At 59.9% G+C, this 26,498-nt stretch carries 23 protein-coding genes; 17 read left to right on the top strand and 6 right to left on the bottom strand.

Features of this window, described 5'->3' with window-relative positions; all coding sequences use genetic code 11:
• The first annotated feature begins 250 nt into the window (after positions 1 to 250).
• The gene (locus JJQ51_RS10350; RefSeq protein ID WP_113353685.1) at positions 251 to 1,753 is read left to right on the top strand and encodes a globin-coupled sensor protein; all 1,503 of its coding nucleotides are present in this window, start codon (positions 251 to 253) and stop codon (positions 1,751 to 1,753) included.
• 74 nt (positions 1,754 to 1,827) lie between these two features.
• Here the strand turns inward: JJQ51_RS10350 and JJQ51_RS10355 are convergent, their stop codons facing one another.
• Entirely contained in the window at positions 1,828 to 2,706 is an 879-nt protein-coding gene (locus JJQ51_RS10355) for a LysR family transcriptional regulator (RefSeq protein WP_113390416.1), read from the bottom strand.
• Between the two features lie 171 nt (positions 2,707 to 2,877).
• Between JJQ51_RS10355 and bla the strand changes: the two genes are divergently transcribed.
• A complete protein-coding gene (bla, locus tag JJQ51_RS10360) occupies positions 2,878 to 3,771 on the top strand; it encodes a class A beta-lactamase (protein WP_145634096.1) in 894 nt (297 codons plus the stop codon).
• Between the two features lie 111 nt (positions 3,772 to 3,882).
• Positions 3,883 to 5,055: a class C beta-lactamase gene (ampC, locus tag JJQ51_RS10365; RefSeq protein ID WP_442967298.1), complete on the top strand. Its 1,173-nt coding sequence runs from the start codon at positions 3,883 to 3,885 to the stop codon at positions 5,053 to 5,055.
• A 181-nt stretch (positions 5,056 to 5,236) separates the two neighbouring features.
• On the opposite strand, the gene JJQ51_RS10370 is transcribed toward ampC, so the two are convergent.
• Both JJQ51_RS10370 and JJQ51_RS10375 read right to left on the bottom strand, forming a co-directional pair.
• Complete coding sequence (locus JJQ51_RS10370; protein ID WP_269244698.1) at positions 5,237 to 6,157, bottom strand: dihydrodipicolinate synthase family protein; 921 nt, start codon at positions 6,155 to 6,157, stop codon at positions 5,237 to 5,239.
• An 87-nt stretch (positions 6,158 to 6,244) separates the two neighbouring features.
• The gene (locus JJQ51_RS10375) at positions 6,245 to 6,958 is read right to left on the bottom strand and encodes a FadR/GntR family transcriptional regulator (RefSeq protein WP_069614737.1); all 714 of its coding nucleotides are present in this window, start codon (positions 6,956 to 6,958) and stop codon (positions 6,245 to 6,247) included.
• 212 nt (positions 6,959 to 7,170) lie between these two features.
• Between JJQ51_RS10375 and JJQ51_RS10380 the strand changes: the two genes are divergently transcribed.
• From JJQ51_RS10380 to JJQ51_RS10400, 5 genes are all read left to right on the top strand, one after another.
• A complete protein-coding gene (locus tag JJQ51_RS10380) occupies positions 7,171 to 9,117 on the top strand; it encodes an ABC transporter substrate-binding protein (protein WP_269244699.1) in 1,947 nt (648 codons plus the stop codon).
• 86 nt (positions 9,118 to 9,203) lie between these two features.
• Positions 9,204 to 10,190, top strand: coding sequence for an ABC transporter permease (locus tag JJQ51_RS10385; protein WP_152095474.1), 987 nt, complete (start codon positions 9,204 to 9,206; stop codon positions 10,188 to 10,190).
• A gap of 9 nt (positions 10,191 to 10,199) precedes the next feature.
• Complete coding sequence (locus tag JJQ51_RS10390; protein ID WP_113353678.1) at positions 10,200 to 11,321, top strand: ABC transporter permease; 1,122 nt, start codon at positions 10,200 to 10,202, stop codon at positions 11,319 to 11,321.
• Between the two features lie 7 nt (positions 11,322 to 11,328).
• Entirely contained in the window at positions 11,329 to 13,050 is a 1,722-nt protein-coding gene (locus JJQ51_RS10395) for an ABC transporter ATP-binding protein (RefSeq protein WP_269244700.1), read from the top strand.
• Positions 13,051 to 13,179: 129 nt separating this feature from the next.
• The gene (locus tag JJQ51_RS10400; RefSeq protein ID WP_269244701.1) at positions 13,180 to 14,367 is read left to right on the top strand and encodes a galactarate dehydratase; all 1,188 of its coding nucleotides are present in this window, start codon (positions 13,180 to 13,182) and stop codon (positions 14,365 to 14,367) included.
• 84 nt (positions 14,368 to 14,451) lie between these two features.
• Here JJQ51_RS10400 and JJQ51_RS10405 read toward each other — a convergent pair whose 3' ends face one another.
• From JJQ51_RS10405 to JJQ51_RS10415, 3 genes are all read right to left on the bottom strand, one after another.
• Positions 14,452 to 15,762 (bottom strand): MFS transporter, encoded by a 1,311-nt coding sequence (locus JJQ51_RS10405; RefSeq protein WP_269244702.1) that lies wholly within the window; start codon positions 15,760 to 15,762, stop codon positions 14,452 to 14,454.
• Between the two features lie 157 nt (positions 15,763 to 15,919).
• On the bottom strand, positions 15,920 to 16,126 hold the full coding sequence (locus JJQ51_RS10410) for a KTSC domain-containing protein (RefSeq protein ID WP_092706279.1): 207 nt from the start codon (positions 16,124 to 16,126) through the stop codon (positions 15,920 to 15,922).
• A gap of 116 nt (positions 16,127 to 16,242) precedes the next feature.
• Entirely contained in the window at positions 16,243 to 16,674 is a 432-nt protein-coding gene (locus JJQ51_RS10415; RefSeq protein ID WP_269244703.1) for a VOC family protein, read from the bottom strand.
• 69 nt (positions 16,675 to 16,743) lie between these two features.
• On the opposite strand from JJQ51_RS10415, the gene JJQ51_RS10420 reads away from it, so the two are divergent.
• The 9 genes from JJQ51_RS10420 (at position 16,744) to JJQ51_RS10460 (ending at position 26,485) form a co-directional block, all read left to right on the top strand.
• A complete protein-coding gene (locus JJQ51_RS10420) occupies positions 16,744 to 17,325 on the top strand; it encodes a TetR/AcrR family transcriptional regulator (protein ID WP_269244704.1) in 582 nt (193 codons plus the stop codon).
• 198 nt (positions 17,326 to 17,523) lie between these two features.
• Positions 17,524 to 18,510: a BMP family protein gene (locus JJQ51_RS10425; RefSeq protein WP_113333269.1), complete on the top strand. Its 987-nt coding sequence runs from the start codon at positions 17,524 to 17,526 to the stop codon at positions 18,508 to 18,510.
• Between the two features lie 15 nt (positions 18,511 to 18,525).
• A complete protein-coding gene (locus JJQ51_RS10430) occupies positions 18,526 to 19,950 on the top strand; it encodes an amidase (RefSeq protein ID WP_113353673.1) in 1,425 nt (474 codons plus the stop codon).
• Entirely contained in the window at positions 19,947 to 21,473 is a 1,527-nt protein-coding gene (locus JJQ51_RS10435; RefSeq protein WP_113353672.1) for an ABC transporter ATP-binding protein, read from the top strand. The genes JJQ51_RS10430 and JJQ51_RS10435 overlap by 4 nt, the downstream gene beginning before the upstream one ends.
• Positions 21,463 to 22,512 (top strand): ABC transporter permease, encoded by a 1,050-nt coding sequence (locus JJQ51_RS10440; RefSeq protein WP_113353671.1) that lies wholly within the window; start codon positions 21,463 to 21,465, stop codon positions 22,510 to 22,512. The genes JJQ51_RS10435 and JJQ51_RS10440 overlap by 11 nt, the downstream gene beginning before the upstream one ends.
• Positions 22,509 to 23,450, top strand: coding sequence for an ABC transporter permease (locus JJQ51_RS10445; protein ID WP_113353670.1), 942 nt, complete (start codon positions 22,509 to 22,511; stop codon positions 23,448 to 23,450). The genes JJQ51_RS10440 and JJQ51_RS10445 overlap by 4 nt, the downstream gene beginning before the upstream one ends.
• A 15-nt stretch (positions 23,451 to 23,465) precedes the next feature.
• Positions 23,466 to 24,758: an amidohydrolase family protein gene (locus JJQ51_RS10450; RefSeq protein ID WP_113353669.1), complete on the top strand. Its 1,293-nt coding sequence runs from the start codon at positions 23,466 to 23,468 to the stop codon at positions 24,756 to 24,758.
• A gap of 161 nt (positions 24,759 to 24,919) precedes the next feature.
• Positions 24,920 to 25,804 carry a dihydrodipicolinate synthase family protein gene (locus tag JJQ51_RS10455; protein WP_113353668.1) on the top strand — a complete coding sequence of 295 codons (885 nt, stop codon included), beginning with the start codon at positions 24,920 to 24,922 and terminating at the stop codon, positions 25,802 to 25,804.
• Between the two features lie 21 nt (positions 25,805 to 25,825).
• Positions 25,826 to 26,485, top strand: a complete 660-nt coding sequence (locus JJQ51_RS10460) for a GntR family transcriptional regulator (protein WP_113333262.1) — start codon at positions 25,826 to 25,828, stop codon at positions 26,483 to 26,485.
• The last annotated feature ends 13 nt before the right edge of the window (positions 26,486 to 26,498 follow it).

The following is a 26,498-nucleotide window of genomic DNA, read 5'->3' on the forward strand; positions in this document are numbered from 1 at the left end:
ACAAAAAGCTGTTGCGGCTTATCTATCTGCTGACTTGGAGTTCCCCATGCCGATGGCCTCGTGGCGAGATACGTGATGACCACAGCGTATAGCAGATGACATCGGACCGGGCAATGATGTTGGGACGGGCATGGTCGCAACCACCACATGCAATGCGGCTAGCCGCGCACCGAAAATGAGGTGAAAATCTAATGAATTTTTAACCATGACTATGCCCTAACTGCTTGTAATTTCTTTCTTGGAGCAGATTATGGTGCGCGCATCGAAAATGGACGAGTTGAACGATCGGCTCGACTTTGTTGGACTGGGACAGGATGCCAGGCAGGCTCTTTCGGAGTTGCAGCCGACTATCGAATCGGCCGTCAAAGACGCTCTCGACAGCTTTTACGAGAAGATCACCAAACATCCGGCAATGTCGAAATTCTTTTCGTCGCAGCAGCATGTGCACCACGCCAAATCCAAGCAGCAGGACCATTGGAAGACGATCGCGTCAGGCAAATACGGACCCGATTATGTCGAAGCGGTCTCGGCGGTCGGCAGGACGCATGCCCGCCTCGGTCTCGAGCCGCGCTGGTATATTGGCGGCTACGCCTTGATCCTCGAAGGGATGGTGCGATCGATCGTTGCGCAACAGCTCAATGGCTTCATGCAGCGCAAGCATGAACAAGCCTTGTCACGGCGGCTCTCGGCGATCGTCAAGGCCGCTCTGCTCGATATGGATTACGGCATCTCGGTTTACCTGCAGGTGCTCGCCGATGAGCGCGACCGCGCGGAGTCCGAGCGGGCTGCTGCACAGCGCGAGCAGGAACGCGCGCTTGATGCACTCGGCATAGCGCTGAACGGCCTTGCGAACGGCGACCTAACGGCTGATATCACAGAAGCCCTTTCGGCTGAATTCGAGGTCCTGAAGAGGAACTACAACGAGTCGCTTGCATCCCTGGGCACTGCAATGCAGCGCATCGAAGCTTCGGTAACCCGTGTTCGCGATGAAGCCGGTTCGATCTCGTCTGCTGCTGACAACATGGCAAGGCGCACGGAACAGCAGGCCTCAGCGCTTGAAGAAAGTGCCGCTGCTATCGACCAGATCACCACCATTTCGGAACAGACCGCCGAGCGGACGCGCGAGGTGCAGGCAATCGTCAAGGAATCCGCCTCGGAGGCGGAACGCTCGCGCGAGGTCGTGCAGCAGGCCGTGTCCGCCATGGGCGATATCGAAACCTCGTCGCGCAAGATGACCGACATCATCTCCGTCATCGACGACATTGCCTTCCAGACGAACCTTCTGGCGTTGAATGCCGGCGTCGAAGCCGCCAGAGCGGGCGAACAGGGCAAGGGCTTCGCCGTCGTTGCCCAGGAAGTCCGCGAACTGGCGCAACGCTCGGCAACGGCGGCAAAGGAAATCAAGGATCTGATCGACAGGTCGTCAAATGACGTGCGGCGCGGCGTAGAACTGGTCAACCGGACTGGCGAGGCGCTGGCCTTGATCGGCAATCAGGTCGCGTCCATCGACCGGAATGTCGGCGCCATTGCCCGCTCGACGCAGGAACAGGCCGTCGGCATCAGCGAGATCAACTCCGCTGTCCGCAACATGGACCAGATGACCCAGCAGAATGTCGCGCTCATGGAAGAGACGAATGCCTCGACGCGGCACCTCGCCGATATCAGCAACGAACTCGCCGGTCTGGTTGGACGGTTCAAAACGGTGCGTTCGGGAACGCGGACCGGAGCCGTCAGGCTGAAAATCGCGAGCTGACGCGGCCGACAACATCGTTAGCACTTTCAATGAGATGGCTTCGGACAATAGTTCGGGGCCGTTTTGCCGCACATTTAGCCCGGCATCTCCTCGATTTCCGCCAATAGCCATTGGCGAAACACCTTCATCGAAGCCGTTTCCGCTCGGGATTTCAAGCGCGTTAGCCAGTAGCTGCCGGTCATCGCCGTGATCTGGAACGGCTGCATGATCCTGCCGGCCTCGATGTCATGCGAAAACATCGCGACGGGCACGAGCGCGACGCCGACGCCTCGCGCAGCCGCCTCCACGAGCGTCAGCGACGAATCGAACATCCAACCGCGAAGATGCGGCGGTGGCAGACCCGCCACCCTGAACCAGAGCGACCATTCGTCCACCCGATAGGATCGTAACAGCTCGACATCGGCGAGATCGGCAGGCTTGCGCAATCGCGCGCCGATATCGGGCGTGCAAACCGGGGAGAGCGGCGCATCCATCAGATGGATCGCTTCCGTTCCATGCCAGGCGCCGTCACCGAAGCGCAGGAAGAAATCCAGTCCGTCGAGCACCATATCGGCGCGATTGTTGTTGGTCTTCAGGCGCAGATCGACATGCGGGTGCTGCGCCTTGAAGCTCGCGAGGCGCGGCAAAAGCCAGCCGATCGCGAAAGTCCCGACGACGCCGACGGTGAGGATTTCGGCAAAATTCCCCTCTTCCAGTTGACTGAGCGTGGCGCTCATCCGTCGGAAGGCGTCCGTCAGCACTGGCAGCAGTGCGTGCCCCTCATCGGTCAGGGCTAGGCCGCGCGGCAGGCGCTTGAAGAGGGTCACGCCCAGCACGTCCTCCAATGCCTTGACCTGATGGCTGATCGCCGTCTGCGTGACCCGGAGTTCAAGGCCCGCCCGCGTGAAGCTGCAGTGCCGCGCCGAGGCTTCGAACACGCGCAGCGCGTTCAATGGCAGCTGGGAGATGTCCATTTGTGTCCTAAGGCCAAGTTTTTCTCATGTCTAAGCTCAGAATTGATCGTTTGTCTAGGGCAGAAAGCAGAGCCATAGTCTGCCTCGCAAGGTGATTTGCAGGGTCCCAATGACGTCCACGAGATCCGAGACGCACCTCTTTGCTCAAACATCAATCGAAGTGGAAACGTGATGACGATCTTATTGTCGCGCCGGCAAAGCCTTGCCGGCAGCTTGCTTGCGCTGCCTGTTCTGGCGGGGCTAAGCGCGGTTGGACGTACTGCAGACGATAATACGGGCGAGGCGCAGCTTGCCGCACTCGAAAGCAAGCATCCGGGCCGCATCTGCGTCAGCATTCTCGACTTGGCAAGGGGCAAGCGCATCGAGCATCGCGCCGGCGAGCGCATCCTGATGTGCAGCACCTTCAAGGCACTGGCCGCAGCTCTGGTGCTTGCCCGGGTCGACAAGGGCGATGAAAAGCTCGACCGGCGCATTCATTACAAGAAGAGCGATCTCGTCGACTATTCTCCGGCGACCGAACCCAATGCCGGAGACAATGGCATGACGGTTGGCGAACTTTGTGCGGCCGCCGTCACGCTCAGCGACAATACCGCGGCCAACCTGCTGCTCGCGAGTTTCGGCGGGCCGGAGGCAATTACGACTTTCTGCCGCAGCATGGGCGACGAGATCACCCGTCTGGACCGCACCGAGCCAACGCTGAATTATCATGACACTCCGACCGATGAGCGTGACACGACGACAGCTTCGGCGATGCTGGAAAACCTGCGTCGGCTTCTGTTCACCGATATACTGACAGCCGCCTCGCGATCGCAACTGGCCGCCTGGCTGATCACCAACAAGACGGGAGACACCCGACTGCGCGCCGGCCTTCCGAAGGATTGGCTGGTGGGCGACAAGACCGGAACAAACGGTGACAAATACGGCAATGCCAACGACATCGCGGTGCTATGGCCATCGAAGCACGCCCCCATCATCGTAACGGCCTATTGCGAGATCCCCGCCATCGCAGCTGACGAACGCAACGCCATCATTGCTGAAATCGGCCGCATCGCCGCAGCGATCTGAGTTCATCGCGCCGGATAACAGCCGCCAATCATCGCTTCCTTTTCGACCTTGCGATCTTTCACGGTCGATCATCACACTGAGGATATCATCTTGAATATACGTGCCAATTCTTTGCAGAAGCTCGGTATCGTCGCAGGCTGCCTTTTCTATGGGGTCGGTGCCCACGCCGCCGAAGTCAATGACCCAGAGCAGCTGGAGCGAGCAGTCAACGAAATCATTCGTCCGCTCATGAAGGATAACGACGTACCGGGCATGGCGATCGCGATTACTGTCAGGGGCAAGCGCTACATCTTCAACTACGGCGTCGCCTCGAAGGAGAGCGGCCGGAAGGTGACGAACGACACGATCTTCGAGCTCGGCTCCATCAGCAAGATCTTTACGGCAGCCCTTGGCTCCTACGCCCAGATCAGCGGAAAGCTCTCCTTCTCCGACAAGGCAACGAAATATATGCCGGAACTTGCGGATACCAGTTTCGACAAGATCAGCCTCCTCGATCTCGCCACATATTCGGCCGGCGGTCTGCCTCTGCAGTTTCCCAACGGGGTAACGGATCAGGACAAGATGGTTGCCTATTATCGCAACTGGCATCCTTCCTTCGCGCCCGGCACGTATCGGCAATATTCCAATCCCAGCATCGGCCTGTTCGGTTATCTGGCAGCGCAGGCAATGGGCGAGCCGTTCGACAGGCTGATGCAGGACAAAATTCTTTCCGGTCTCAACCTCAGCCACACCTATATCCGCGTTCCACCGGCTGAGATGAGCAACTATGCCTATGGCTATTCGAAGCAGGGCAAGCCAATCCGCGTCAATGGCGGTGTCTTCGACACGCAGGCCTATGGCATCAAGACTACAGGCTCCGACATGCTTGCTTTTCTCGAGGCCAATATGGGTGAAGCAAAGCTCGACGCCACACTTCGGCAGGCAATCGATGCGACGCATGTCGGTTATTACCGCGTCGACAACACGACGCAGGCGCTCGGCTGGGAAATCTATGCCTATCCGACGACGCTTGCCCGGCTGCTTGCCGGCAATTCGTCCGACATGGCGCTTGAGCCCCACAAGATCACCCGGCTCGACCCGCCTCAACAGCCACGCAAGGATGTCCTTCTCAATAAGACAGGCTCAACGAATGGCTTTGGCGCATACGCAGCCTTCATACCGGGCCGGCAGATCGGCATCGTTCTGCTGGCAAACAGGAATTTTCCGATCCCTGCACGCGTTTCGTCGGCTTACAAGATCCTGACTGCCGTCGAAAATCTGGCGGGATCGGAGGAGGTAAAGTAGAGACCGGGCTCTAAGGCTTGGTCCGCTCCAACGAACGGCCGACCCCGGCAAAAGCTGACGGGTCGGCCAGTATCATTTCACACAGCGCCATTCGCCAAGCCGCTGACATATATTATGACGATATCCCATAGAACGCTAAGTTCAGGTCATGGAGAGGTCGCGATCGCCGGATACCGCAGCGTCAGGCGGTGGCAAGTTCGCCTGCTTCCTGCCAATTGCGCAACAAGGCAAAAAGCTCCTCGCGATCCTTCACATCGAGCTGCGGCACGCCGGGAACGCGAACAGGGCCGACCTTCAGGCCGGAAAAGGTGACGGCCTCCTTGACGACGGTGACGTTTGTTCCGTTGCGGAACTTGGTGCGCATGCGTTCGAAGGGCTCGAGCTTGTTGACGATGGCGCGGGCAGCGGCAAAATCGCCCTTCTCCAAAGCCGCATGCACAGCAAGCGACAGTTTCGGAGCAACATTGACGAGGCCCGACGTGAAGCCCTTTGCGCCGGCGGCGGCGAATGTCGGGGCCCAGCTCTCAGCAAGACCGCAGACGAACAGCGCGCCGTTCGGATCGGAAGCTGCAATCGTCCGTGAAAGCAGCATCAGATCCGTTGTCGCGAACTTGATGCCGGCAATGTTGCCGTGACCGGCCAGACGGACCATGTCGTCGACGCTGAAGCCTTCGGCACGAACATAGGCAACGAGCGGGAGCGGCGAAGCCTCCGCAAGATCGCGAAAATAGTCGATTTGCGAGCCGGGTGCAGCGAACGGATCCACCGGTTGATGCGACATGACGGCGGAGGCGCCGATCGAGGCAGCATCCTTCGCCATCTGGATCGCCTCGCGCAATGAACGGCCGATCGCCGCCGTCACCGGCGCCTTGCCGTCGACACCCTTGATCGCAGCTTCGTGGACTTGGCGGATCTCTCTCGGAGTAAGTGCATAGAATTCGCCCGTATTGCCCGCTGCGACGATGTTATGAATCCCGGCAACCGCCACCCGCTGATAGACTTGAGCGGTCACGCGCGGTTCCACTTCGCCACTCCCATCATAGGCCGTGACCGGAACACCGGAGACGCCGGTCAGCACGCGCCGCATGGTTTCAATGCTCATCTTCCTACCCTTACCCTTTATCATCCATCGGGACGCAAACGAGGAGGCGTAAAGAAGTCATCACCTCGCCTTCGCCCATCCAATTCCCTATACGCCCTGGAACATGCGGGCGCGTGCATTCAAGATATGTCGCTTCATGGCATCGTGAGCCTCAGTCTCCTGCCGCGCGAAAATCGCCTGCACGATGACGGCGTGCTCATCCTGAACACTGCGGATCTGCTCGGGCGTCCGCTTGAGGCTGAGGCTGCGGGTCACGGAATGACCGATAGCGAAATGCGGCCGGAACAATTCACGGACGGTAATATGGAACTGATTGCCAGTCGCGATCGCAATGGCGTCGTGCAGCTCCTGATCCTCTTCCGCGCCAAGCCGGCCCTCGCGAAGACATTGTTCGATCTTTTGAAGCGCTGCGGTGATCCGTTCCTTGTCGTCAGCCTGCCAGTTGCGCGCCGCAAGCTCGGCCGCCTCGGCCTCGAGCCCGGCGCGAAATTCGAAAAAGCGCTGGACATCGGCAAGCGACCCTACGGGCACCATTTTCAGGACCGAGGAATCCGGCCTTTGCCTCACATAGGAACCCGACCCCTTCCGCGACACGATCAGGCTGTCGGCACGCAGCCGCTCCAGGGCGTCGCGCACGACGGGTCGTGACGCGCCGAACATGTCCGCGAGCTTGGCTTCCGCCGGCAGCCGCTCATTCACCGGAAAGGTTCCATCCGCAATCATGGCGACGATCCTCTCATAGATGATGTCGCCGAAGCGCGTCGCGCCCGCACCGGAATCGTTGGCGACAGAGAGTTTCATCATCGTCCTTCGTGAATGCTGGCCGGCGACAGCCATAGCGCATTTCCTGCGCGACAGGGCTACTAAATCTGTAAAAATCTGTCAACTCTTGTAATTATCTGAGAACATAATATGGTCTCGACGCTGCGCCAGAGGGGTGCATGGCGACGGGACGGGAGCCTGTCGCATCGGTCGAGGCAAAGCCCGGCCGAAATCAAAACGGGAGGGATTCGATGCGCGATGAAATATTGTCCCGCGGAGTGAGCAGGCGTGCCGTCCTCGGCGGTATGGCGGGCATGGCAGCCCTGTCTCTGGCCGGTCGTGTCAACGCTGTCGATGCGGGTGGTGAGGCGCCGGCTCTGGCTGCGCTCGTCAAGGATGGCAAGCTGCCGCCGCTGGCCGACCGGCTGCCGAAAAAGCCGATGGTGGTTACCCCTTACGAAAAAGTCGGGACCTATGGCGGCACATTACGGCGCGGCCTGCGAGGCTCGTCCGACCACAACGGTATCCTGCGCATGGTGGGCAACCAGAGTCTGGTGCGCTGGAATCTCGAATTCACGCAGGTTCTGCCGAACCTCGCCGAACGTTGGGACGTCAATGCCGACGCCTCGCAGTTCACCTTCTATCTCATTCAAGGCGCACGCTGGTCCGACGGTCAGCCATTCACGGCGGATGACGTCGTTTTCGCCATCGAGGACTGCGTCAAGAATACCGATCTCTATAGCGCAACGCCGGCTCAGCTCTCCGTTGCCGGCAAGGCAGTCGATGTCACGAAGATTGACGACTATACGGTGAAATTCACCTTTGCCGCTCCGAACGCGCTTTATCTGGAAAATCTCGCAACCCCGCTCGGCCAGCATCCAACGCTGTTTCCGAAGCACTATTGCAGCCAGTTCTTGCCCAAATACAATCCGAACGTCGCGGAGGATGCGAAGAAGGCCGGCGTCAGCAGTTGGCCCGAACTCTTCCGCGCACGCTGCGGCGACATCGAAATACCCTCACGCTGGGGCAATCCGGACAAGCCGACGCTCGATCCCTGGGTCGTCAAGGAACCCTATACCGGCGGAGCAACCCGTGTCGTCATGACCCGCAACCCATACTTCTGGCAGGTCGATACCTCAGGCAACCAGCTTCCCTATGTCGACGAGATCAATTTCGGCATCTCGCAGGATGTGGAATCGCTGATGCTGAACGTCATTTCCGGCAAGATCGATATTCAGGAGCGCCATATCAGCGTGCTGGCCAACAAGCCGACGCTCTCGCAGAACATGAAGAAGGGCGATTATCGCCTTCTAACTCTTGTCCCTTCCACCTCACAGCAATGCCAGATCTACTTCAACATCACCCATAAAGATCCGGCCATGCGCAAGATGTTTGCCGACAAGTCGGTCCGGCAGGCGCTCTCGCTCGGGATCAATCGACAGGAAATCATCGACATCGTCTATTTCGGCCAAAGCGAGGGATACCAGGCCGGGCCGCGACCGGAGCATCCCTGGTACAATGAAAAATATGCCCGTCAATTTACCAACTACGATCCGGACAAGGCCGGAGCCATGCTCGATGAGGCCGGCTACGGCAAGAAGGATGCAAACGGCTTCCGCCTGAGGCCGGACGGCCAGAAAGTCTTCTTCGCCGTCGACGTCATACCGACCCTCTATCCCGATCTGGTCGATGCCCTCGAACTGGTGAAGGCGCATTGGGCACAGATCGGCGTCGACATGAAGGTCAATACGATCGAGCGCGCGCTTTACTACACCCGTGGCGACGACAATGCCCATGATGCTCAGGTCTGGCCCGGGCCTGGCGGCCTCGATCCGATGCTCGATCCGCGCGATTTCTTCGCTTTCCACCCGCAGGGTTCGCGCTACGCCATTCCATGGTCGGTCTGGTACACCTCGAATGGCAAACAGGGCGAGGAGCCGCCGGAGAGCCAGAAAAAGCGCATGAAACTTTTTGACGAGGCGCGCTCGACGGCCGATCTCGACAAGCGCGGCGCCGTCATGAAGCAGATCTTCGACATCGCCGCCGAAGAATTTGAAACCGTTGGGCTTTGCCTTGCCGTCGGCGGCTTCGGCATCATCCGCAATAACCTGCACAATGTTCCGGAAAAGCAGCCGGACAGCTGGTCCTGGCCCAATCCGGGACCGGCCATGCCGCAGCAATTCTTCTTCACCAGTTGATTGTGCCGATCAAGCGCCGCCTTGCACGGGCGGCGCTTTCCTTGATGCGGAGCTGCCCGTGGCAGCACTCACTGCGAGAAACAGCCATGCTGGTCTTCATCGGTAAACGCCTCTTGTGGATGATCCCATCCCTTTTCGCCATCAGCTTCCTGGCCTTCGTGCTGATCCAGCTGCCTCCCGGCGACTATGTGACGACCTACATCGCCACGCTCGCCTCTTCGAATGAAGTGGTCGATCAGAACACAGCTGCGCAATTGCGCGAACGCTTCGGCCTCGATCAGCCGATGCTCATCCAATATCTGAAATGGATGTGGGGCATTCTTTCGCGCGGCGATTTCGGTATTTCGTTCGAATGGCAGCAACCGGTCTCGGGCCTCATCTGGGAGCGCATGGCGCTGACGCTCATTCTGGCGCTTGCAGCGCTGATCGCGACCTGGGCGATCGCGCTGCCGATCGGCGTCTATTCCGCCGTCAAGAAATATTCGATCGGCGATTATTTCTTTACCGCCTTCACCTTTCTCGGGCTTGCCATCCCCTCCTTCCTGCTGGCGCTGGTGCTGATGTATGTCGCAGCCGTCGAGTTCGGCCAGGATGTCGGCGGTCTGTTCTCCACCGAATTCGAGACGGCACCCTGGAGCATCGCCAAGATGGTGGATCTGCTCTCGCATTTGTGGCTGCCGGTCGTCATTCTTGCCGTTTCTTCTACCGCAAGCCTCATCCGCGTCATGCGCGCCAATATGCTCGATGAGCTGCCGAAACCCTATGTGACGACGGCGCGCGCGAAAGGCCTCTCCGAATTCCGGCTGCTGGTCAAATATCCGCTGCGCATAGCGCTCAATCCGTTCATCTCCACCATCGCATGGCTGCTGCCCAATCTCATTTCGGGCTCAGTCGTCGTCGCGATCGTTCTCAATCTGCCAACGGCGGCGCCATTGCTGCTGCAGGCGCTGATGGCGCAGGACATGTATCTGGCCGGTGCCTTCGTGCTGCTGATCTGCGCGCTGACGCTGATCGGGTCACTCATCAGTGATATTCTGCTTGCCCTTGTCGATCCCCGCATCCGGTTGGAATAGGAGCAGTCCATGGCCGATATCGCCGTCACAAACCTGCGCCCCGACCGAAACGCCGTCGCCTCGCAATGGCAGCTGATCTGGTGGGCTTTCCGCCGCCACAAGCTTGCCATGGTCGCCCTCGTCGTCACCATATTGATGTATATCGTCGCGGTCGCGCCCGGCTTCTTTGCCATCAATGACCCCAATCAGCAGAATGCACGCGCAACCTTTCACCCGCCGCAGAAGGTCCACTTCTTCGATACGGACAACGGCTTTTCCTTCGGGCTGCACTACTATTCGCTAAAGCTCACACGCGATCCGGAAACGCTTGCGCCGATCTTCAAGGAAGACACGACCAAGCGCGTCTCAATCAGCCTGTTCGGTCGCGGCTACGAATATTCCGTACTCGGCCTTTTCACGAGCAACATTCACCTGCTGGCCTCCTCGGACAAGACGACACCGCTTTTGCTGTTCGGCGCAGATCGGCTCGGCCGTGACGTCTTCAGCCGCACCGTCCAAGGTGCGCAGATTTCGCTATCGATCGGCCTCGTCGGTGTGTTCTTCTCGCTCCTGCTCGGCATCGTTCTGGGGGGAATTTCAGGCTATTACGGCGGAAAGCTCGACTTCTTCATCCAGCGCCTGATCGATTTCGTGCTCTCCCTGCCGACCATTCCGATCTGGCTTGCCATGGCGGCGGCCCTGCCGCAGGGCTGGCCGGCGGCACTGCAATATATGATGATCACGATCATCCTGTCCTTGACCGGCTGGGCGCAGCTTGCCCGCGTCGTGCGCGGCCGCTTTCTGTCGCTGCGAACGGAAGAGTTTGTCGCCGCAGCCAGACTCGACGGCGCCAGCGAAGGGCGCATCATCTTCCGCCATATGCTGCCGAGCTTCGCCAGCCACATCATCGCTTCCATCACCCTTGCCGTGCCGGCGATGATCCTAGCCGAGACGTCCCTCTCCTTTCTGGGGCTCGGCCTGCAGCCGCCGACCATTTCCTGGGGCGTGCTGTTGCGCGAGGCGCAGAACATCCGCTCGATCGCAACCGCACCATGGCTCTTTCTGCCGGGTGTCGCCGTCGTTATCGCCGTCATGGCCCTGAACCTTCTCGGCGATGGCCTGCGCGACGCGGCCGATCCCTACAACAAATGAGGCGGGCATGACCGATATCGTTTCCATGAACACCTCCCGCCCTTTGCTGCAGGTCAAGAATCTCACCGTCGACTTCCCCTTGAGAAAGGGTATTTTCCGCGCGGTCGACAATCTCTCCTTTGCCATCGAGCCTGGAAAGACGCTTTGCGTCGTCGGCGAGAGCGGCTCGGGCAAATCCGTTACTGCACGCTCGATCCTGCAGATCGTCGATGCCCCCGGCCGCATCACCGGCGGCTCGATCATTCTGAACGGTGCTGGCGGCAGTTCGGTCGATCTCGTCAGGCTCAATCCGCGCGGGCGGCAGATCAGGTCGATCCGCGGGCGCGACATTGCCATGATCTTTCAGGAGCCGATGGCGTCGCTCTCGCCGGTCCACACGGTCGGCGACCAGATCATGGAGGCGCTGCGCCTTCATACGAGGATGAGCAAGGCCGAGGCGCGCGCCGAAGCGATCTCACTTTTGAAACAGGTGGAAATCCCCTCGCCCGAAAAGGCGATCGACCGCTACGCTTTTCAATATTCGGGCGGCATGCGTCAGCGTGCCATGATCGCCATGGCGCTTGCCTGCAAGCCGCAGCTTCTGATCGCCGACGAGCCGACGACGGCACTTGATGTCACGACGCAGGCCGAAATCCTCGACCTCATTGCCCGGCTGCAGAAGGCCAATGGCATGGCGGTACTGTTCATCACCCACGACATGGGCGTGGTCGCTCAGATCGCCGATGACGTGCTCGTCATGCACAATGGCGTCGTCAGGGAATACGGTCCAGTCGAGCAGATCTTCCATGCGCCGAAGGACGATTATACCCGCATGCTGATCGGCTCGGTGCTGAAGCTCGAGAGGAAGGCCGAAATCCGGCTGGCGCGACCGCCGCTCGACAAGACCGCTGCCCCGATCCTTGAACTGCGCAACGTGTCGATGGCCTTCGGCGAGGTTCGTGCTCTCAACGACGTCTCGATCTCGCTTCTGCCGCGCGAAACTCTTGGGATCGTCGGCGAGAGCGGATCGGGCAAGACGACGATGGGCCGCTCGATCATGCGCCTTATCGACCCGAGTGCAGGCGAAATTCTCTATCGCCACACTGATGGCGACGTCACCGATCTCGCAAGCGCCAAGGGGGCGGCCCTTGCGGCAGCGCGCCGCGAGCTGCGCATGGTGTTCCAGGACCCATTCGGCTCGCTCAATCCGCGCATGACGGTTTCACAGATCATCGGCGAGCCATTGCTTGTCAACGGCATTGCCAGGGGCCGGGCGCTCGACGAGCGCGTCTGCCATCTGATGGAGCAGGTCGGCCTCGATCCGAGGGCGCGCGAGCGCTATCCGCATGCCTTCTCAGGCGGCCAGCGCCAGCGCATCGGCATTGCCCGCGCCATTACCCTCAATCCCCGCGTGATCGTCGCTGACGAGGCGACCTCGGCCCTCGATGTTTCCGTCCGCTCGCAGGTGCTCGATCTCCTCATGCGCCTGCAGGACGAACTTGGCCTCGCTTATATCTTCATCAGTCATGATATCGGCGTCATCCGCTACATGTGCGACCGCGTCGGCGTCATGTACAAAGGGCGCCTGGTCGAGGTCGGCGATGCCGACAAGGTCTGCAATTCACCCGAACATGCCTATACGCAGGCGCTGATTTCGGCGATCCCGCGCCCCGACCCTCGCGACAGGGATCACTCGCGGCGCTTCCGCTATGTCGAACCCGAAACCGTGAAGAACGGGAGCGCGGCATGATGGCTTCCCTCGATACCGCCGCAACGCCCATTTTCCACGAGCCAGGCTTCGCCGCGATGCGCACAACGATTTCCCCACCTGCGGCAGCTCCCATGCCGCATTCACGTCAATCGATAGAAGGAAGATAAGATGAAGATCGAGCGCATGCGGGTATTCATGACCCGCGACAAGGATCGCCCGCGTGTCATCGTGGCGCTGGATACGGATGACGGGCTGACCGGTTGGGGCGAGTGCTACAACCACGGTCCCGACTTGGCGCTGCCGCCGATCCTCGACTATCTCTACGGTTTCCTCGCCGGCCAGGATCCAAGCCGCGTCGACTATCTCATCAACCTCTTAATCCAGCAAAGCCGTTTCCCGCCGGGCGCGCTTGGCCTTTCGGCGATTTCCGCGCTCGATCATTGCCTGTGGGATCTCTCAGCCAAAGCCCTCAATGTCCCGGTCTATAAGCTGCTCGGCGGTGCGGTGCGCGATCGCATCAAGGTCTATGCCGGCGTCTACACCGCACCGGATGCGCCGGCCGCACGCGATGAGCTCGACCGTCTGAACGCCGAATGGGGCTTCACCGCCTTCAAGCTCAGCCCATGGCGCATCGACATGCACGCCCATCGCTGGGGCAATGTCGTCAAGGCATCGGCCGACTATTTCCGTTCGCTGCGCGAGACCGTGCGCGACGACTATGAGATCGCTTTCGACGCGCATGCGAAAATCTTCGAGCCGGTCGCCGCCCGCCAGCTCGGCAATGCGCTGGCTCCTTATGATCCGCTCTTCTACGAGGAGCCGTTGCGTCCTGAGAATATCGAGATGTGGGGCGAGCTGAAACAGGGCCTCAATTGCGTGCTCGCGACCGGCGAATCCCTCTATAATCGCAACGAGTTCCTGCGCCTGCTGCAGGTCAAGGGCGCCGACCTCATCCAGCCGGATATCTGCGTGGTCGGCGGCATCAGCGAGATGCGGCGCATCGCGACGATCGCCGAGGCGCATTTCGTCGGCGTCGCTCCACACAACCCGATGGGACCGCTGGCGACCGCCGTCAACGTGCATTTCTCGGCCGCCGCGCAGAACTTTAGGATCCTCGAATACCGGCTGCCGAAGGGTCAGGCCTACGTCTATGGCGGCAACGAAGTCGAACAGCGGCAGGGCGAGACCCGCTATGTCGTCGATCCCTATCTGCCGAAGGACGGCTATCTTGAGCTCAGACCCGATCGTCCCGGCTGGGGCGTCGAGATGGATGAAAAGGCCATGGAAGAGGAAGGCTATATCCATTGGCAGCGGCGCGTGCCCAAACGTCCGGATGGTTCCTACGCCTTTGCGTAAGCTTGGTATCAGCATCTGAAAAAATTGGGGCGGCCATCGGACCGCCCTCTCATTTGGTGGATGCCTTTACAAGCATGAGCGCAATCATTTCACGCGGGCTGCGTTCGGATTGCCGAGATCTTCTCGCCGGGGTGTACGCGGCACCATGCGCCCAATCACTAGAACCAAAAGCGCCGCGATCACAAGGCAGGCGGCCAGGAAAAACATCGGTGCGATCGTGCTTCCCGTGGAATCCTTGATCCAGGGCACGACGTTCTGAGCGATGAAGCCGCCGAGATTGCCGACGGAGTTGATCGCGGCAAGGCCCGCTGCGGCCCCTGCTCCCTGTAGGAAGCGCGAGGGAAGGCTCCAAAACACCGGCTGGCCTGCGAAGATGCCGGCGGCGGCAATGGAGAGGAAAGCAAACTGCAGCGTATGGTCGGGAATAACGGCGGATAAGACCAGGCTCACGGCGCCGACCAGTGCCGGAATGACGATATAGGGCGTCTTGGACTCGGCCTTGTCCGCTGCACGCGGCACGGCATAAAGAGCGATGGCGACGAGAATCCACGGGATGATGTTCAGGAAGCCGTTCGTCGTGTTGCTGACGCCGAAATTCTTGACGATGGTCGGCAGCCAGTAGCTGAGGCCATAGGCGGCGAGCGGGAAACCGATATAGCAAAGCGCCATCAACAGCACGCGCGGATTGACGAGCGCCTTGAAGCCGTCGGCGGCGTTCTGCTCCATGCCGGAATTTTCCACCGCGAGCCGATCCTTCAGCCAGTTCTTTTCCGTATCGTCGAGGAACGTCGCTTTGGACGGCAGATCCGGCAAGTAAAACAGGGTGATGAAGCCGGCAATGATGGCTGGGATACCGGTCACCAGGAAGACCCATTGCCAGCCGGCAATACCATAAAGGCCGTTCAAGTCCAGCAGCACACCGCCAAGCGGCGCGCCGATCGCATTGGCGAAGGCGCTGAAGATCATGAAAAGCCCGACCATCGTACCGCGATAGGCCGAAGGATACCAAAGGGTCAGCAGATAGAGCACGCCTGGAAAGAAGCCGGCCTCGCAGGCGCCGAGCAGGAAGCGGAGAATATAGAACATGGTCGCGTTCTGCGTATAGGCAAGCGCGACCGTGACCGCACCCCAAGAGATCAGAATGCGCGCAAACCACCTGCTGGCTCCGAACCTGTCGAGAAGCAGGTTGCTCGGCACCTCGAAGATGAAATAGCCGATGAAGAACAACGAGGCGCCGAGACCATAGGCATATTCGCTCATGCCGAGCGCATCGACCATCTGAAGCTTCGCGTAGCTGACATTCTGGCGATCGATATAGGCGATCAGATAGAGAATGCCCAGAAAGGGCATAAGCCTCCAGGTGATCTTGGATATAAGCTGCTTTTCATCAACCACGCCTCTTCCTCCCTGAAAGATGTTTGTGATTGATATAGATAGCGCAACTAAGCGTTTATCAATGCGCTGATTGATAAAGCATATCCTGCCCACAGAATTCAAATGGCAGCACCGCAAATCCTTCTGCCAAGCGGGCGTCAGCCGTGCGGCCTTCGCCTCAAGCGACGCGTTCGAACTGCGTGCGGATATGCTCGATATAGTGCTGGCCGGGCGACGGCGCCTTCACCATGGCGATCGCCGCCTTCTGCGGAACGCCGGTGAACTGACGTTCCTCACCGTTCTTGAAGCGGATGTAAAGCCGCCCGTCATCGGGGCGGAAATAGACTGATTTGATGATTTTCGACGAAACCGGGAGCTCTTGCATGGGTCACCTTACCTCTGGCCGGCTTTGTCGCATGAAAACCGAAATATTGGGTGAAGCGACCTAGTTAATCAAAGATAGAGTTGCAGCGCTCGATTTTATCGATTGCGCCCAGCACCTTAGCGATCCTGCGGCAGGGCATCTTCGGCATAGAGAGATGCGAACTCCGGGCTTGGCGGTATCGGCTTGATGATGTCGATCAAAACACCGTTCGGATCGGACGTTATGAAATGACGTTGACCGAAATCCTCGTCGCGGATGGCAAGCAGGATCGGCAGGCCGGCCGCCTGCAAGCGCTCATGGACGGCATCGACATCGTCCACTTCGAAGTTGAGCAGCAAGCCCGCGACCTTACCGCGCCCCTGTAGCGGAATCGTCTCATGCTGCCCATTCAGAATGGCGAGATTGACAGCGCTGTCCTCAGCCGACTGCAGATGGACGTACCAATCACTGGTGAAACTCTCCCGGAAGCCGAAATGCTTCACGTAAAAGGCAGCGGTTTCCTCGACGCGCTCAGTCATGATCACCGGATAATAGCTCGTTACCTTCATGCTTCACTTCCTTCCTCAAAAGACATACAATCTGTCTGTATTATTTCGAATAACATACAGGCTGCATGCATGCAAGATCCGCGCTCCAATCGTGAGAGAACCGAAAAGACCAAGGCTGCACTCATTGCGGCCGCGCGCGCCTTGTTCGTGGAAAAGGGCTATGCCGAGACATCGACGCCGGAGATCGTCGCTGCCGCCGGCATCACGCGCGGCGCGCTCTATCACCATTTCGAGGACAAGCGCGCGCTGTTTCGCGCAGTTGTCACAGAGGAAGCTCTGGCGGTGACACGCGCCATAGAGAAGGCAACGCCTGATCATCTTGCGCCTCGCGCCGCCTTGATCGCCGGCAGCAATGCCTATCTCGATGCAATGCGGGTTGTCGGCCGCACGCGACTTCTGCTGATCGAAGGACCGACTGTGCTTGGTTTTATCGATATGAAGCAGCTGGATGAGGAAACCACCACGCTTACGCTGAAACATGGCCTGGAAGCGACGCTCAGTCGTGGCCAGGGGTCGGATATCGCCGTTGAGGCCCTCGCCGACATTCTCTCAGCGGCCTTCGATCGCGCCGCCCTCGCCATCGATGCGGGGGGTGATGTGGATCGCTATCGCGCAGCCATTGCACATATGATCGACCGTATTGCAGCTTGACATCATGCTTGCTCGCCAGACCACAAACGGTGGTCGCCCGAAAAACAATTGAATACCCGCTCGGGCTATCTAATGCTGTAAGCGACGAGTAGATTTCGAGCGCTCTCGCATATTATTTAAGCACGCCAATTGCTTGACACTTTTTTAGCCCCCTCCTATGATTTTTACCAAACGATCAAAAACCAGGGGAACTGAAAAATGACCAATGAAATCATACTGTCACGCCGCGCTGTCATCGCATCCGGCATCGCGCTCGGCGTCAGCGCTCTTGCGCCAGCCGCCCGCGCCGCAGCGCCGCTCAAGGTCGCAGGCATTCATGCCTCGCCGGTCGAAAACGCGTGGAATTCCTGTCTTCACAAGGCGCTTCAGGATGCCGCCAAGGAAGGCGTTATCGAATATGTCTTTTCCGAAGGCGTTTCGGGCACGGACTATCCGCGTGCCATGCGCGAATATGCCGAACAGGGCAACAAGCTGATCATCGGCGAGGCCTATGCTGTAGAGAAGGAAGCGCGCCAGGTTGCTGCCGACTATCCGGATACGGCTTTCGTTCTCGGGTCCAGCGGCGAGGCTGCCGGGAGCAATTTCGGCGTCTTCGGCACCTGGAACTATGACGGCGCCTATCTCGCCGGTATGCTGGCGGGCAAGATGACCAAGTCGAACGTCGTCGGCTCCGTCGGCGCCATCCCGATTCCCGAAGTCAACATGCTGATCAATGCCTTTGCCGCGGGCGTCAAAGCGGTCAACCCCGATTGCAAGCACCTCGTCTCCTTCATCGGCACCTTCTTCGACCCGCCGAAGGCGCGTGAAGCCGGTCTCGCGCAGATCGACGCCGGTGCCGACGTGCTCTTCGGTGAGCGCATCGGCACGGCTGATGCCGCCAAGGAGCGGCATATCAAATCAGTGGGATCGCTGATCGATTACACGCCGCGCTATCCCGACACCGTTTTCGCCAATGCCATGTGGTATTTCCGCCCCATTCTCAATGCCGCAATCGCCGATGTTGCCGCCGGCAAGCCGGTTGGCCGCAACTACACGGCCTACGGCCTGATGAAGGAAGGCGGCAGCGATATCGTCTATGTGAAGGGCACAGCACCAGCAGAGGCCGAAGCTGCAATGGAGAAGGTCCGCGCCGACATCAAGGCCGGCAGCTTCGAAGTGCCGAAGGTAGCGGATCAGCCGAAGTAATCCTTCGGCTCGATCATGACCAGACCGTCATTCACTGACGCCACGGAGCTGGCCGGCGCGATCAAGTCCGGCAAGCTTACCTGTGTGGATGCCATGCAGGCGGCACTTGCCGCCTGCGCCATGAAAGATGAGCTTGGCGCCATTACCTATGTCAATCCTGAAGCCGGGCTCGCGGCAGCACATGCCCTGGATCAGGAGGCATCGGCGTATCCCGAGCGCTTTGCGCAGCGCGCCTTTGCCGGCGTACCGACGGTCGCCAAAGATCTCGGCGGCCCCTTCCCGGGGCTGCCGGTGACCGCTGGCTCTCGCCTGTTCGCCCGCACGGGCAAAGGCGCGGACAGCGATTTGGCAGAGCGTTTTCGCGATGCCGGTCTCTGCGCCTTCGGCTTGACCACCAGTCCGGAATTCGGCTTCTCACTCGCATCCGAACCGGCAATCGGTCCGATCTGCCGAAACCCGTTGAATCCTGTCAGAACTGCCGGCGGCTCGTCGGGTGGAGCCGCGGCTGCAGTCGCCGCCGGTATCGTTGCGATCGCGCATGCGACGGACGCGGGCGGCTCGATCCGCGTGCCGGCTGCCTGCTGCGGCCTTGTCGGACTGAAGCCGACACGCGGCGCCGTGCCCGCCGGCCCCTCCTTCGGCAATCATCTCGGCGGCATCGCCAGCGAACTTGCGGTCACCCGCTCCGTTCGCGACACCGCACAAATCTTCGATGTTGTCCGGGGAAAGACAAGAGGGCCATACGCGGATATCGCTCAACTCCCGCCCAAAACGGGTAAGCTTCGCATTGGACTCCTTGCAGACACTGGCCAGCGTTACGCAATCGACCAGGATCGGGCCCAAGCGGTGGAAGCAGCGGCCAGTTTCCTCGAAAGCCGGGGAAACGAGCAGATATCCATCCGTTGGGACGAGATGGAAAGCGCCGTTCAGGCCAGCAGCCGCGCTTTTGGTGATATCATTTCCGTCAATATCGCCCACCTGATTGATGATCTCGAACTGGACACGCGTCTCGCCGAGACGATGACGCAAGCCTTCATCATGCGCGGGCGCGCCATGCGGGCAACCACCCTTTGGAGCTCCGTCAATGGCGCCGTGAAGGCTAGCCGCATTCTGTGGGAGATCTTCGACAGGGTCGACGTCATCGTCATGCCGATGCTCGCTTCGGCACCGCCACCCATCGGATCCTTTCCGACGGATCATTCGGACACTCAATTGCACCTCGAGCGCATGACATCCTTTGCCCCTCTTGCCGCGCTCGCCAACATTTCCGGTTTTCCGGCCATCACACTTCCCTTCGGCGAAGATGAAGCGGGATTGCCGCTGCCGGTCCAACTGATGGCCCCCATGGGTGAGGATAAGCTGTTGCTGCAGCTTGCATCCGTGCTCGAGGCCGAGCAACGTTGGCAACACCGCTTCCCGATTGCAGGCTTTCCGGCATGACCATCCTCGTCCTTTCCATCGAAGGTGTCAGCAAACGCTTCGGCAGCACGATTGCCAATGACAATATTTCGCTGTCTCTAGCAAAGGGTGAGATCGTTGCCCTGCTCGGCGAGAACGGTGCCGGCAAGACGACGCTGATGAGCATCCTCTTCGGGCACTATGTGCCCGATGCCGGTCGCATCCTGATCGATAATGTGGAATTGCCGCAGGGCAAGCCGCGCGCGGCGATCCGGGCCGGCGTCGGCATGGTGCATCAGCATTTCTCGCTCGCGCCGAACCTGACTGTGCTGGAAAACATCATGACGGGCACGGAGGGACTTTGGTCGCTCAAGTCCCAAACGGCAGCGGCCCGCAACAAGCTTCTGGCGATTGCCGAACGCTTCGGCTTGAAAGTCGATCCGGATGCGCGCCTGGGCGATCTCTCCGTTGGCGAGCAGCAGCGGGTGGAAATACTGAAGGCACTCTACAATGATGCACGCATCTTGATCCTCGACGAACCGACCGCCGTTCTGACCCAGATCGAGGCAGAAAAGCTCTTTTCGACGTTGAAACAGATGGCCGCACAAGGCCTGTCCTTGATCTTCATTTCGCACAAGCTCGATGAAGTCATGGCGACGGCCGATCGTATCGTCGTCCTGCGCGGCGGCAAGGTCGCGGCCGAAAGACAGGCATCTCAGACCAGCAAGGCCGAGCTTGCGGAGCTGATGGTCGGACATCGCGTCACACGCCCGACCCGCGAAGCGTCGACGCCGGGCGACATCGTGCTCGAAGCTCGCGATATCATCGTCAAGACCGGTGGCGTCGAACGGTTGAAAAAGATCAGCTTCCATGTCCGGGCCGGCGAGGTTCTGGGGATCATCGGCGTATCGGGCAACGGTCAGGCGACCTTGGGGCAAATTCTGTCCGGCATGTCGAACCGCACATCCGGCGAGCTTCTTCTGTTCGGCAAGCCAGTCGGCGATCTCGACGTTGCCGCGATTATCGAGGCTGGCATCGGGCGCATTCCGGAAGACCGAAACCGTGATGGTGCCATCGGCGAAATGGCGATCTGGGAGAATGCCGTGCTCGAGCGCCTGCCTTCCTATTCGAAACATGGTCTGGTCGACAAGGGTGCCGGCATGGCCTTTGCGCAGGAGATCATCGAGGCATTCGACGTGCGCGGCGGCAATGCTGCGACACGCACCCGGCTATTATCGGGCGGCAATATGCAGAAGCTGATCCTCGGTCGCAATCTCCATGAGCGACCACGAATCCTGATCGCCGCCCAGCCAGCGCGCGGGCTGGACGAAGGTGCAGTGGCCGCCATTCACGGACGCATTCTGGAAGCGCGCCGGCAAGGCACTGCCGTTCTCTTGATCTCGGAGGATCTGGACGAGGTCATTGCATTGGCCGATCGCATCCAGGCAATCGTCGGCGGACGCCTTTCGGCGCCTATCGATGCCGATAAGGCCGATGCGCGCCTGCTGGGACTGATGATGGCGGGAGAATGGAAAGAAAAGAGTGGGGCCAATCATGCGATTTGAACGGCGCGAACACCGCCCACTGTCTATGATGATCCTCGCTCCCGTGCTCTCGGTCGTCGCGGCCCTTGCGCTCGCCGGCATACTGATCGCGATTGCCGGCGCACCCGTCCTCGAAGCCTATCGGCGGATTCTGCTTGGAGCCTTCGGTTCGCGGCTTTCGGCAACGGAGACGCTCACCCGCGCGACGCCATTGATCCTAACGGGATTGGCCGCCGCAGTCGCCTTTCGCGCCCGTCTGTGGAATATCGGCGCCGAGGGACAATTTTATTTCGGCGCCATTGCCGTTGCGGCCTTCGGGTCAAAAATGCTCGCCGGCCTGCCCGGCCCGATCCTTATTCCGCTCTTGATGGTGATCGGTGCCATTGCCGGCATGGTCCTGATCCTCGTGCCACTATGGCTGCGGTTGCGCTTTTCCGTCGATGAAGTCGTCACCAGCCTTATCCTGAATTTCATCGCCGTCCTTTTCGTCTCCATGCTGATCGACGGCGTGCTGAAGGACCCGACGGCATTCGGCTGGCCGCAATCCCAGGCGCTTGGCGATCATGCCATGCTGCCGAAGCTGATTGCGCGATCGCGTCTTCATATCGGTTTTGCAATTGCGATCGTCATCGCGGCGATCGTCTATTTCGTCCAGTCGCGCACCGTCTTCGGCATGCAGTCGCGGGCAGCCGGCCTCAATCCTTCGGGCGCCGTTTTTGCAGGCGTTCGTCTCGGCTCGACCCTCGTCAAAGTTGCCTGTCTTTCGGGCGGGCTTGCCGGCCTTGCAGGCGCCATCGAAGTCATGGGTGTCAAAGGCTATGTCACAACCGATCTGTCCCCGGGCTTCGGCTATGCCGGCATCGTCGTCGCCATGCTTGCAAACCTCAACCCGCTTGGTGTCGTTCTTGCGGCGATCTTTACGGCCACGATGTTTGTCGGCGCTGACGGCATGAGCCGGAGTCTCGGCATCCCAACTTACATCGCCGACGTCACGGTCGCCCTGTCGCTGTTGACCATGCTGATCGCTTTGTTCTTCACGCAGTACAGGATCCGCCGATGAGCACGTTGATCGACATCATTGCTTCGGCCGGGCTTTGGGCTGCCGTGTTGCGGATTGCGACACCCTTGATCTTCGGCACGCTCGGCGCGCTTCTTTGCGAGCGGGCCGGCGTTCTTAATCTCGGCATCGAGGGCATCATGACCTTTGGCGCGATGATCGGTTGGCTCTCCGTCTATCACGGTGCCGATCTGTGGACCGGCCTTCTCATCGCGGCGATTGCGGGCGGCATTTTCGGGCTTTTGCATTCGGCCCTGACGGTGACGCTGGGCCTGTCGCAGCATGTTTCCGGCCTCGGCGTGACGCTTTTTGCATCCAGCTTCAGTTACTACGCCTTCCGGTTGATCGTTCCCGTCGCCGGGACGCCGCCGACCATCACGCCGTTTCAGCCGATCGCCATTCCCGGGCTTTCCACCCTGCCCTTCATCGGCCCCGCTCTCTTCACGCAGACCGTCCCGACCTATCTCGCGATCCTGGTGGCGCTGGTCATGGCCTATCTGATCTTCCGCACGCCGGTCGGGCTTGCGATCCGCATGACGGGCGAAAATCCGCATGCAGCCGAGGCACAGGGCCTCAACCCCATGAGGATCCGCTATGGCGCCATCATCGCCGGCAGCGCATTGATGGGCATGGGCGGCGCTTTCCTGACGCTTTCCGCCTTCAACAGCTTCTTTCCGACGATGGTGCAGGGACGCGGCTGGATCTGCATCGCGCTCGTCGTCTTTTCGTCCTGGAGGCCGGGCCGGGCGCTGTTCGGTGCGCTGCTCTTCGCCTTCTTCGACGCGTTCCAATTGCGCCTGCAGACCGCAGTCCAGGGTGTCCCCTATCAGCTCTTCCTGATGACACCCTATATCCTGTCCATCGTTGCCCTTGCCGTCATGAGCAGACGCGCCCGCGTGCCGCAGGCGCTGATGCAACCCTATCGCCGTGGCGAAAGATAATCCGAGGAGCCGTTCATGTTCGATCTGATCATTCGCAATGCCAATCTGCCAGATGGCCGCACAGGCATCGACATCGCCGTCAAGGATGGCAGGATCGCAGCAATCGAAGCCTCGATTACCACCGAGAGCAAGGAAGAAATAGATGCGACCGATCGGCTGGTGAGCCCGCCCTTCGTCGACCCGCATTTCCATATGGATGCCACGCTTTCGCTCGGCCTGCCGCGCATGAATATATCCGGCACGCTTCTGGAAGGCATCGCCCTCTGGGGAGAATTGCGCCCCATCGTGACGAAGGAGGAGCTTGTCGAGCGCGCGCTACGATACTGCGATCTCGCCGTCACGCAAGGACTGCTGTTCATCCGCAGCCATGTCGACACGTCCGATCCCAAGCTGGTGACGGCCGAGGCGCTTCTGGAGGTGAAGGACAGGGTCAAGCCCTATATCGATCTGCAGCTCGTCGCCTTCCCGCAGGATGGATACTATCGCGCCAAGGATGGCGTGGCTTCGCTCGCACGCGCGCTCGACATGGGCGTCGATATCGTCGGCGGCATTCCGCATTTCGAGCGCACGATGGATGAGGGCAGAGCCTCAGTAGAGGCGCTTTGCAGGATCGCCGCCGATCGCGGTCTTCCCGTCGACATGCATTGCGACGAAACCGACGACCCGATGTCGCGTCACATCGAAACGCTTGCGGCAGAGACGGTCCGCTTCGGTTTGCAGGGACGTGTTGCCGGCTCGCATCTGACCTCGATGCATTCGATGGACAATTACTACGTCTCCAAGCTCATCCCGCTGATGGCAGAGGCGAAGATCAATGTAATTTCTAACCCGCTCATCAACATCATGCTGCAAGGCCGGCACGACACCTATCCGAAGCGCCGCGGCATGACGCGCGTGCGCGAACTGATGGATGCCGGGCTCAACGTCTCCTTCGGCCATGATTGCGTGATGGACCCCTGGTATTCGATGGGCTCGGGTGACATGCTCGAAGTTGGCCACATGGCTATCCACGTCGCACAAATGGCCGGCATCGAAGACAAGAAGAAGATTTTCGATGCGCTCACCATCAACTCCGCCAAGACGCTCGGCCTGGAAGGCTACGGCCTGGAAAAGGGCTGCAATGCCGATTTTGTAGTGCTGCAGGCCGTCGACACGCTGGAAGCGCTGCGCCTGAAGCCAACTCGCCTCGCCGTCATTAGGCGCGGCAAGGTCATTGCCCGCTCCGCGCCGCGCATCGGCGAACTCTTCCTCGATGGCCGGCCTTCACAAATCGATGGCGGGCTCGACTACGTGCCTGCAAGGGGCTAACAGAGGCCGGGGCCGAGGCTCTATAAAGTCCCCAGCCATCAACTCCTACCGCCGCCAATTCGACGTCAGTGTAATCACATATAGGCGACTGATATAAACTTCGCTTTACAACTAACATGTCAGCATGCTACGCACTGATCTCACAAGATCGGGAGGATCGGATGAGTGAGAATTTTGGCCTGTCGGCCGCGCTGGCAACACCTTTCGACGCTGATGGCGAGATTGCAATCCCGGGTGTGATCGAGCAGGCAAAGCATTGCCTTGCCAATGGCTGCAAGAGCGTCACCCTGTTCGGGACCACGGGCGAAGGCGCTTCGATTGGCATGCAGGAGCGCAAGCAAGTTCTGGCCGCCATGCTCGCCGCCGGCATTGCGCCGAAGCAGATCGTCATGGGCGTGCTCGTCGATGCCGCAGAAGATGCGGCAGCGCAGGCTGGACAAGCGCTGGCGCAGGGTGTCCGCAACATTCTCCTTGCCCCGCCCTCCTACTTCAAGAACGTCAGCGACGATGGCCTCTTCAAATGGTTCGCGGCCGTTTTCACTATGCTCGGCACGCATGCCCGCGACGTGATCGTCTATAATATTCCGTCGGTAACGATGGTGCCGCTCTCCATTTCCCTCGTTGGCCGCCTGCACGCCGCATTTCCGGATGTTGTTGTCGGCGTCAAGGACTCCTCGGGCGATTGGCCCTATACCGAGGAACTGCTGAAGACGCATGGCGATCTCATCATTCTGATTGGCGACGAGCGGCATCTTGCCCGCGGCGTTCGGCTCGGCGGACAGGGAGCAATCTCCGGCATGGCAAATCTTCTTCCTCGCGAAGTGCAGGCCATGGCGGAAAAAGGTATCGCTGACGCCAATGTCGAGCGTTTCGTCGAACAGCTGCTGAACTATCCGGTCATTCCTTCGATCAAGGCTATTCTCGCCCGGTTGACGGAGGACGATAGCTGGCTTGCCGTGCGCCCGCCGCTCGTGGCATTGAACAGCCAAGATTCCGACACGCTCTTTGCTGCTTTCGGCGCACTGTTTCGCGCCAAAGCAGCCTAACCGAACAGCCCGGAGCTGCCGATGGACGGACCAGGCGAACAGACAACGTTGAGAGAGAAAGCCTATGAGAGCTTCACACGCCATCTCTTGGCGCGCGACGTTCGTCCCGGGCAATTCATCTCGCAGCGGCGGCTGGTCGAGCTGACGGGACTGACGCTCGGCGCGATCCGCGAATTGATCCCGCGTCTGGAAGCGGAAGGTCTGATCAAGACGGTTCCGCAGCGTGGATTGCAGATCGCCCATATCGATCTGGACCTGATCCGCGAAGCGTTCCAGCTTCGTCTTTTTCTGGAGAAGGAAGCCGTTGCGCTGTTTACCCATTCAGCATCGGACGAGACGATCGCCAAGCTTCTGAAGGATCATCGCGATATCGCCGATGCCATCCGCTCCGGCGACAATTCCCCGGAGCTGGAGCTTCACGCGCAATCGGTGGACTGGGGCATGCATGATGCCTTCATCGATGCGCTCGGCAATACGATCATCTCGAACGCCTATCGGGTCAATTCGATCAAGATGCGACTGATCAGTCAGGACAGGTTCCGCATCAACGGCCATGTCGGGCCGGTCATGGACGAGCATTTGAAAGTGCTTGAGGCCATCGAGCGACGATCCGCCGAAGAGGCGGTTACCGCGCTGGTCGCCCACATCGGCGGAGCCCGGGATCGCGCGTTGAAGATGTAAATAGCTTTGGATA

The sequence above is a fragment of the Rhizobium sp. AG207R genome (genome assembly GCF_027109195.1).
Lineage (GTDB): Bacteria > Pseudomonadota > Alphaproteobacteria > Rhizobiales > Rhizobiaceae > Rhizobium > Rhizobium dioscoreae.

Excerpts from the sequence above, each read along its gene's own strand:
- JJQ51_RS10435 (WP_113353672.1), top strand. The coding sequence starts at position 19,947 with ATGACCATCCTCGTCCTTTCCATCGAAGGTGTCAGCAAACGCTTCGGC.
- bla (WP_145634096.1), top strand. The coding sequence starts at position 2,878 with ATGACGATCTTATTGTCGCGCCGGCAAAGCCTTGCCGGCAGCTTGCTT.
- JJQ51_RS10420 (WP_269244704.1), top strand. The coding sequence starts at position 16,744 with ATGCAAGATCCGCGCTCCAATCGTGAGAGAACCGAAAAGACCAAGGCT.
- JJQ51_RS10395 (WP_269244700.1), top strand. The coding sequence starts at position 11,329 with ATGACCGATATCGTTTCCATGAACACCTCCCGCCCTTTGCTGCAGGTC.
- JJQ51_RS10390 (WP_113353678.1), top strand. The coding sequence starts at position 10,200 with ATGGCCGATATCGCCGTCACAAACCTGCGCCCCGACCGAAACGCCGTC.
- JJQ51_RS10460 (WP_113333262.1), top strand. The coding sequence starts at position 25,826 with ATGGACGGACCAGGCGAACAGACAACGTTGAGAGAGAAAGCCTATGAG.
- JJQ51_RS10455 (WP_113353668.1), top strand. The coding sequence starts at position 24,920 with ATGAGTGAGAATTTTGGCCTGTCGGCCGCGCTGGCAACACCTTTCGAC.
- JJQ51_RS10400 (WP_269244701.1), top strand. The coding sequence starts at position 13,180 with ATGAAGATCGAGCGCATGCGGGTATTCATGACCCGCGACAAGGATCGC.
- JJQ51_RS10440 (WP_113353671.1), top strand. The coding sequence starts at position 21,463 with ATGCGATTTGAACGGCGCGAACACCGCCCACTGTCTATGATGATCCTC.
- JJQ51_RS10355 (WP_113390416.1), bottom strand. The coding sequence starts at position 2,706 with ATGGACATCTCCCAGCTGCCATTGAACGCGCTGCGCGTGTTCGAAGCC.
- JJQ51_RS10370 (WP_269244698.1), bottom strand. The coding sequence starts at position 6,157 with ATGAGCATTGAAACCATGCGGCGCGTGCTGACCGGCGTCTCCGGTGTT.
- JJQ51_RS10430 (WP_113353673.1), top strand. The coding sequence starts at position 18,526 with ATGACCAGACCGTCATTCACTGACGCCACGGAGCTGGCCGGCGCGATC.
- JJQ51_RS10450 (WP_113353669.1), top strand. The coding sequence starts at position 23,466 with ATGTTCGATCTGATCATTCGCAATGCCAATCTGCCAGATGGCCGCACA.
- JJQ51_RS10380 (WP_269244699.1), top strand. The coding sequence starts at position 7,171 with ATGCGCGATGAAATATTGTCCCGCGGAGTGAGCAGGCGTGCCGTCCTC.
- JJQ51_RS10415 (WP_269244703.1), bottom strand. The coding sequence starts at position 16,674 with ATGAAGGTAACGAGCTATTATCCGGTGATCATGACTGAGCGCGTCGAG.
- JJQ51_RS10410 (WP_092706279.1), bottom strand. The coding sequence starts at position 16,126 with ATGCAAGAGCTCCCGGTTTCGTCGAAAATCATCAAATCAGTCTATTTC.
- JJQ51_RS10425 (WP_113333269.1), top strand. The coding sequence starts at position 17,524 with ATGACCAATGAAATCATACTGTCACGCCGCGCTGTCATCGCATCCGGC.
- JJQ51_RS10445 (WP_113353670.1), top strand. The coding sequence starts at position 22,509 with ATGAGCACGTTGATCGACATCATTGCTTCGGCCGGGCTTTGGGCTGCC.
- JJQ51_RS10385 (WP_152095474.1), top strand. The coding sequence starts at position 9,204 with ATGCTGGTCTTCATCGGTAAACGCCTCTTGTGGATGATCCCATCCCTT.
- JJQ51_RS10375 (WP_069614737.1), bottom strand. The coding sequence starts at position 6,958 with ATGAAACTCTCTGTCGCCAACGATTCCGGTGCGGGCGCGACGCGCTTC.
- JJQ51_RS10350 (WP_113353685.1), top strand. The coding sequence starts at position 251 with ATGGTGCGCGCATCGAAAATGGACGAGTTGAACGATCGGCTCGACTTT.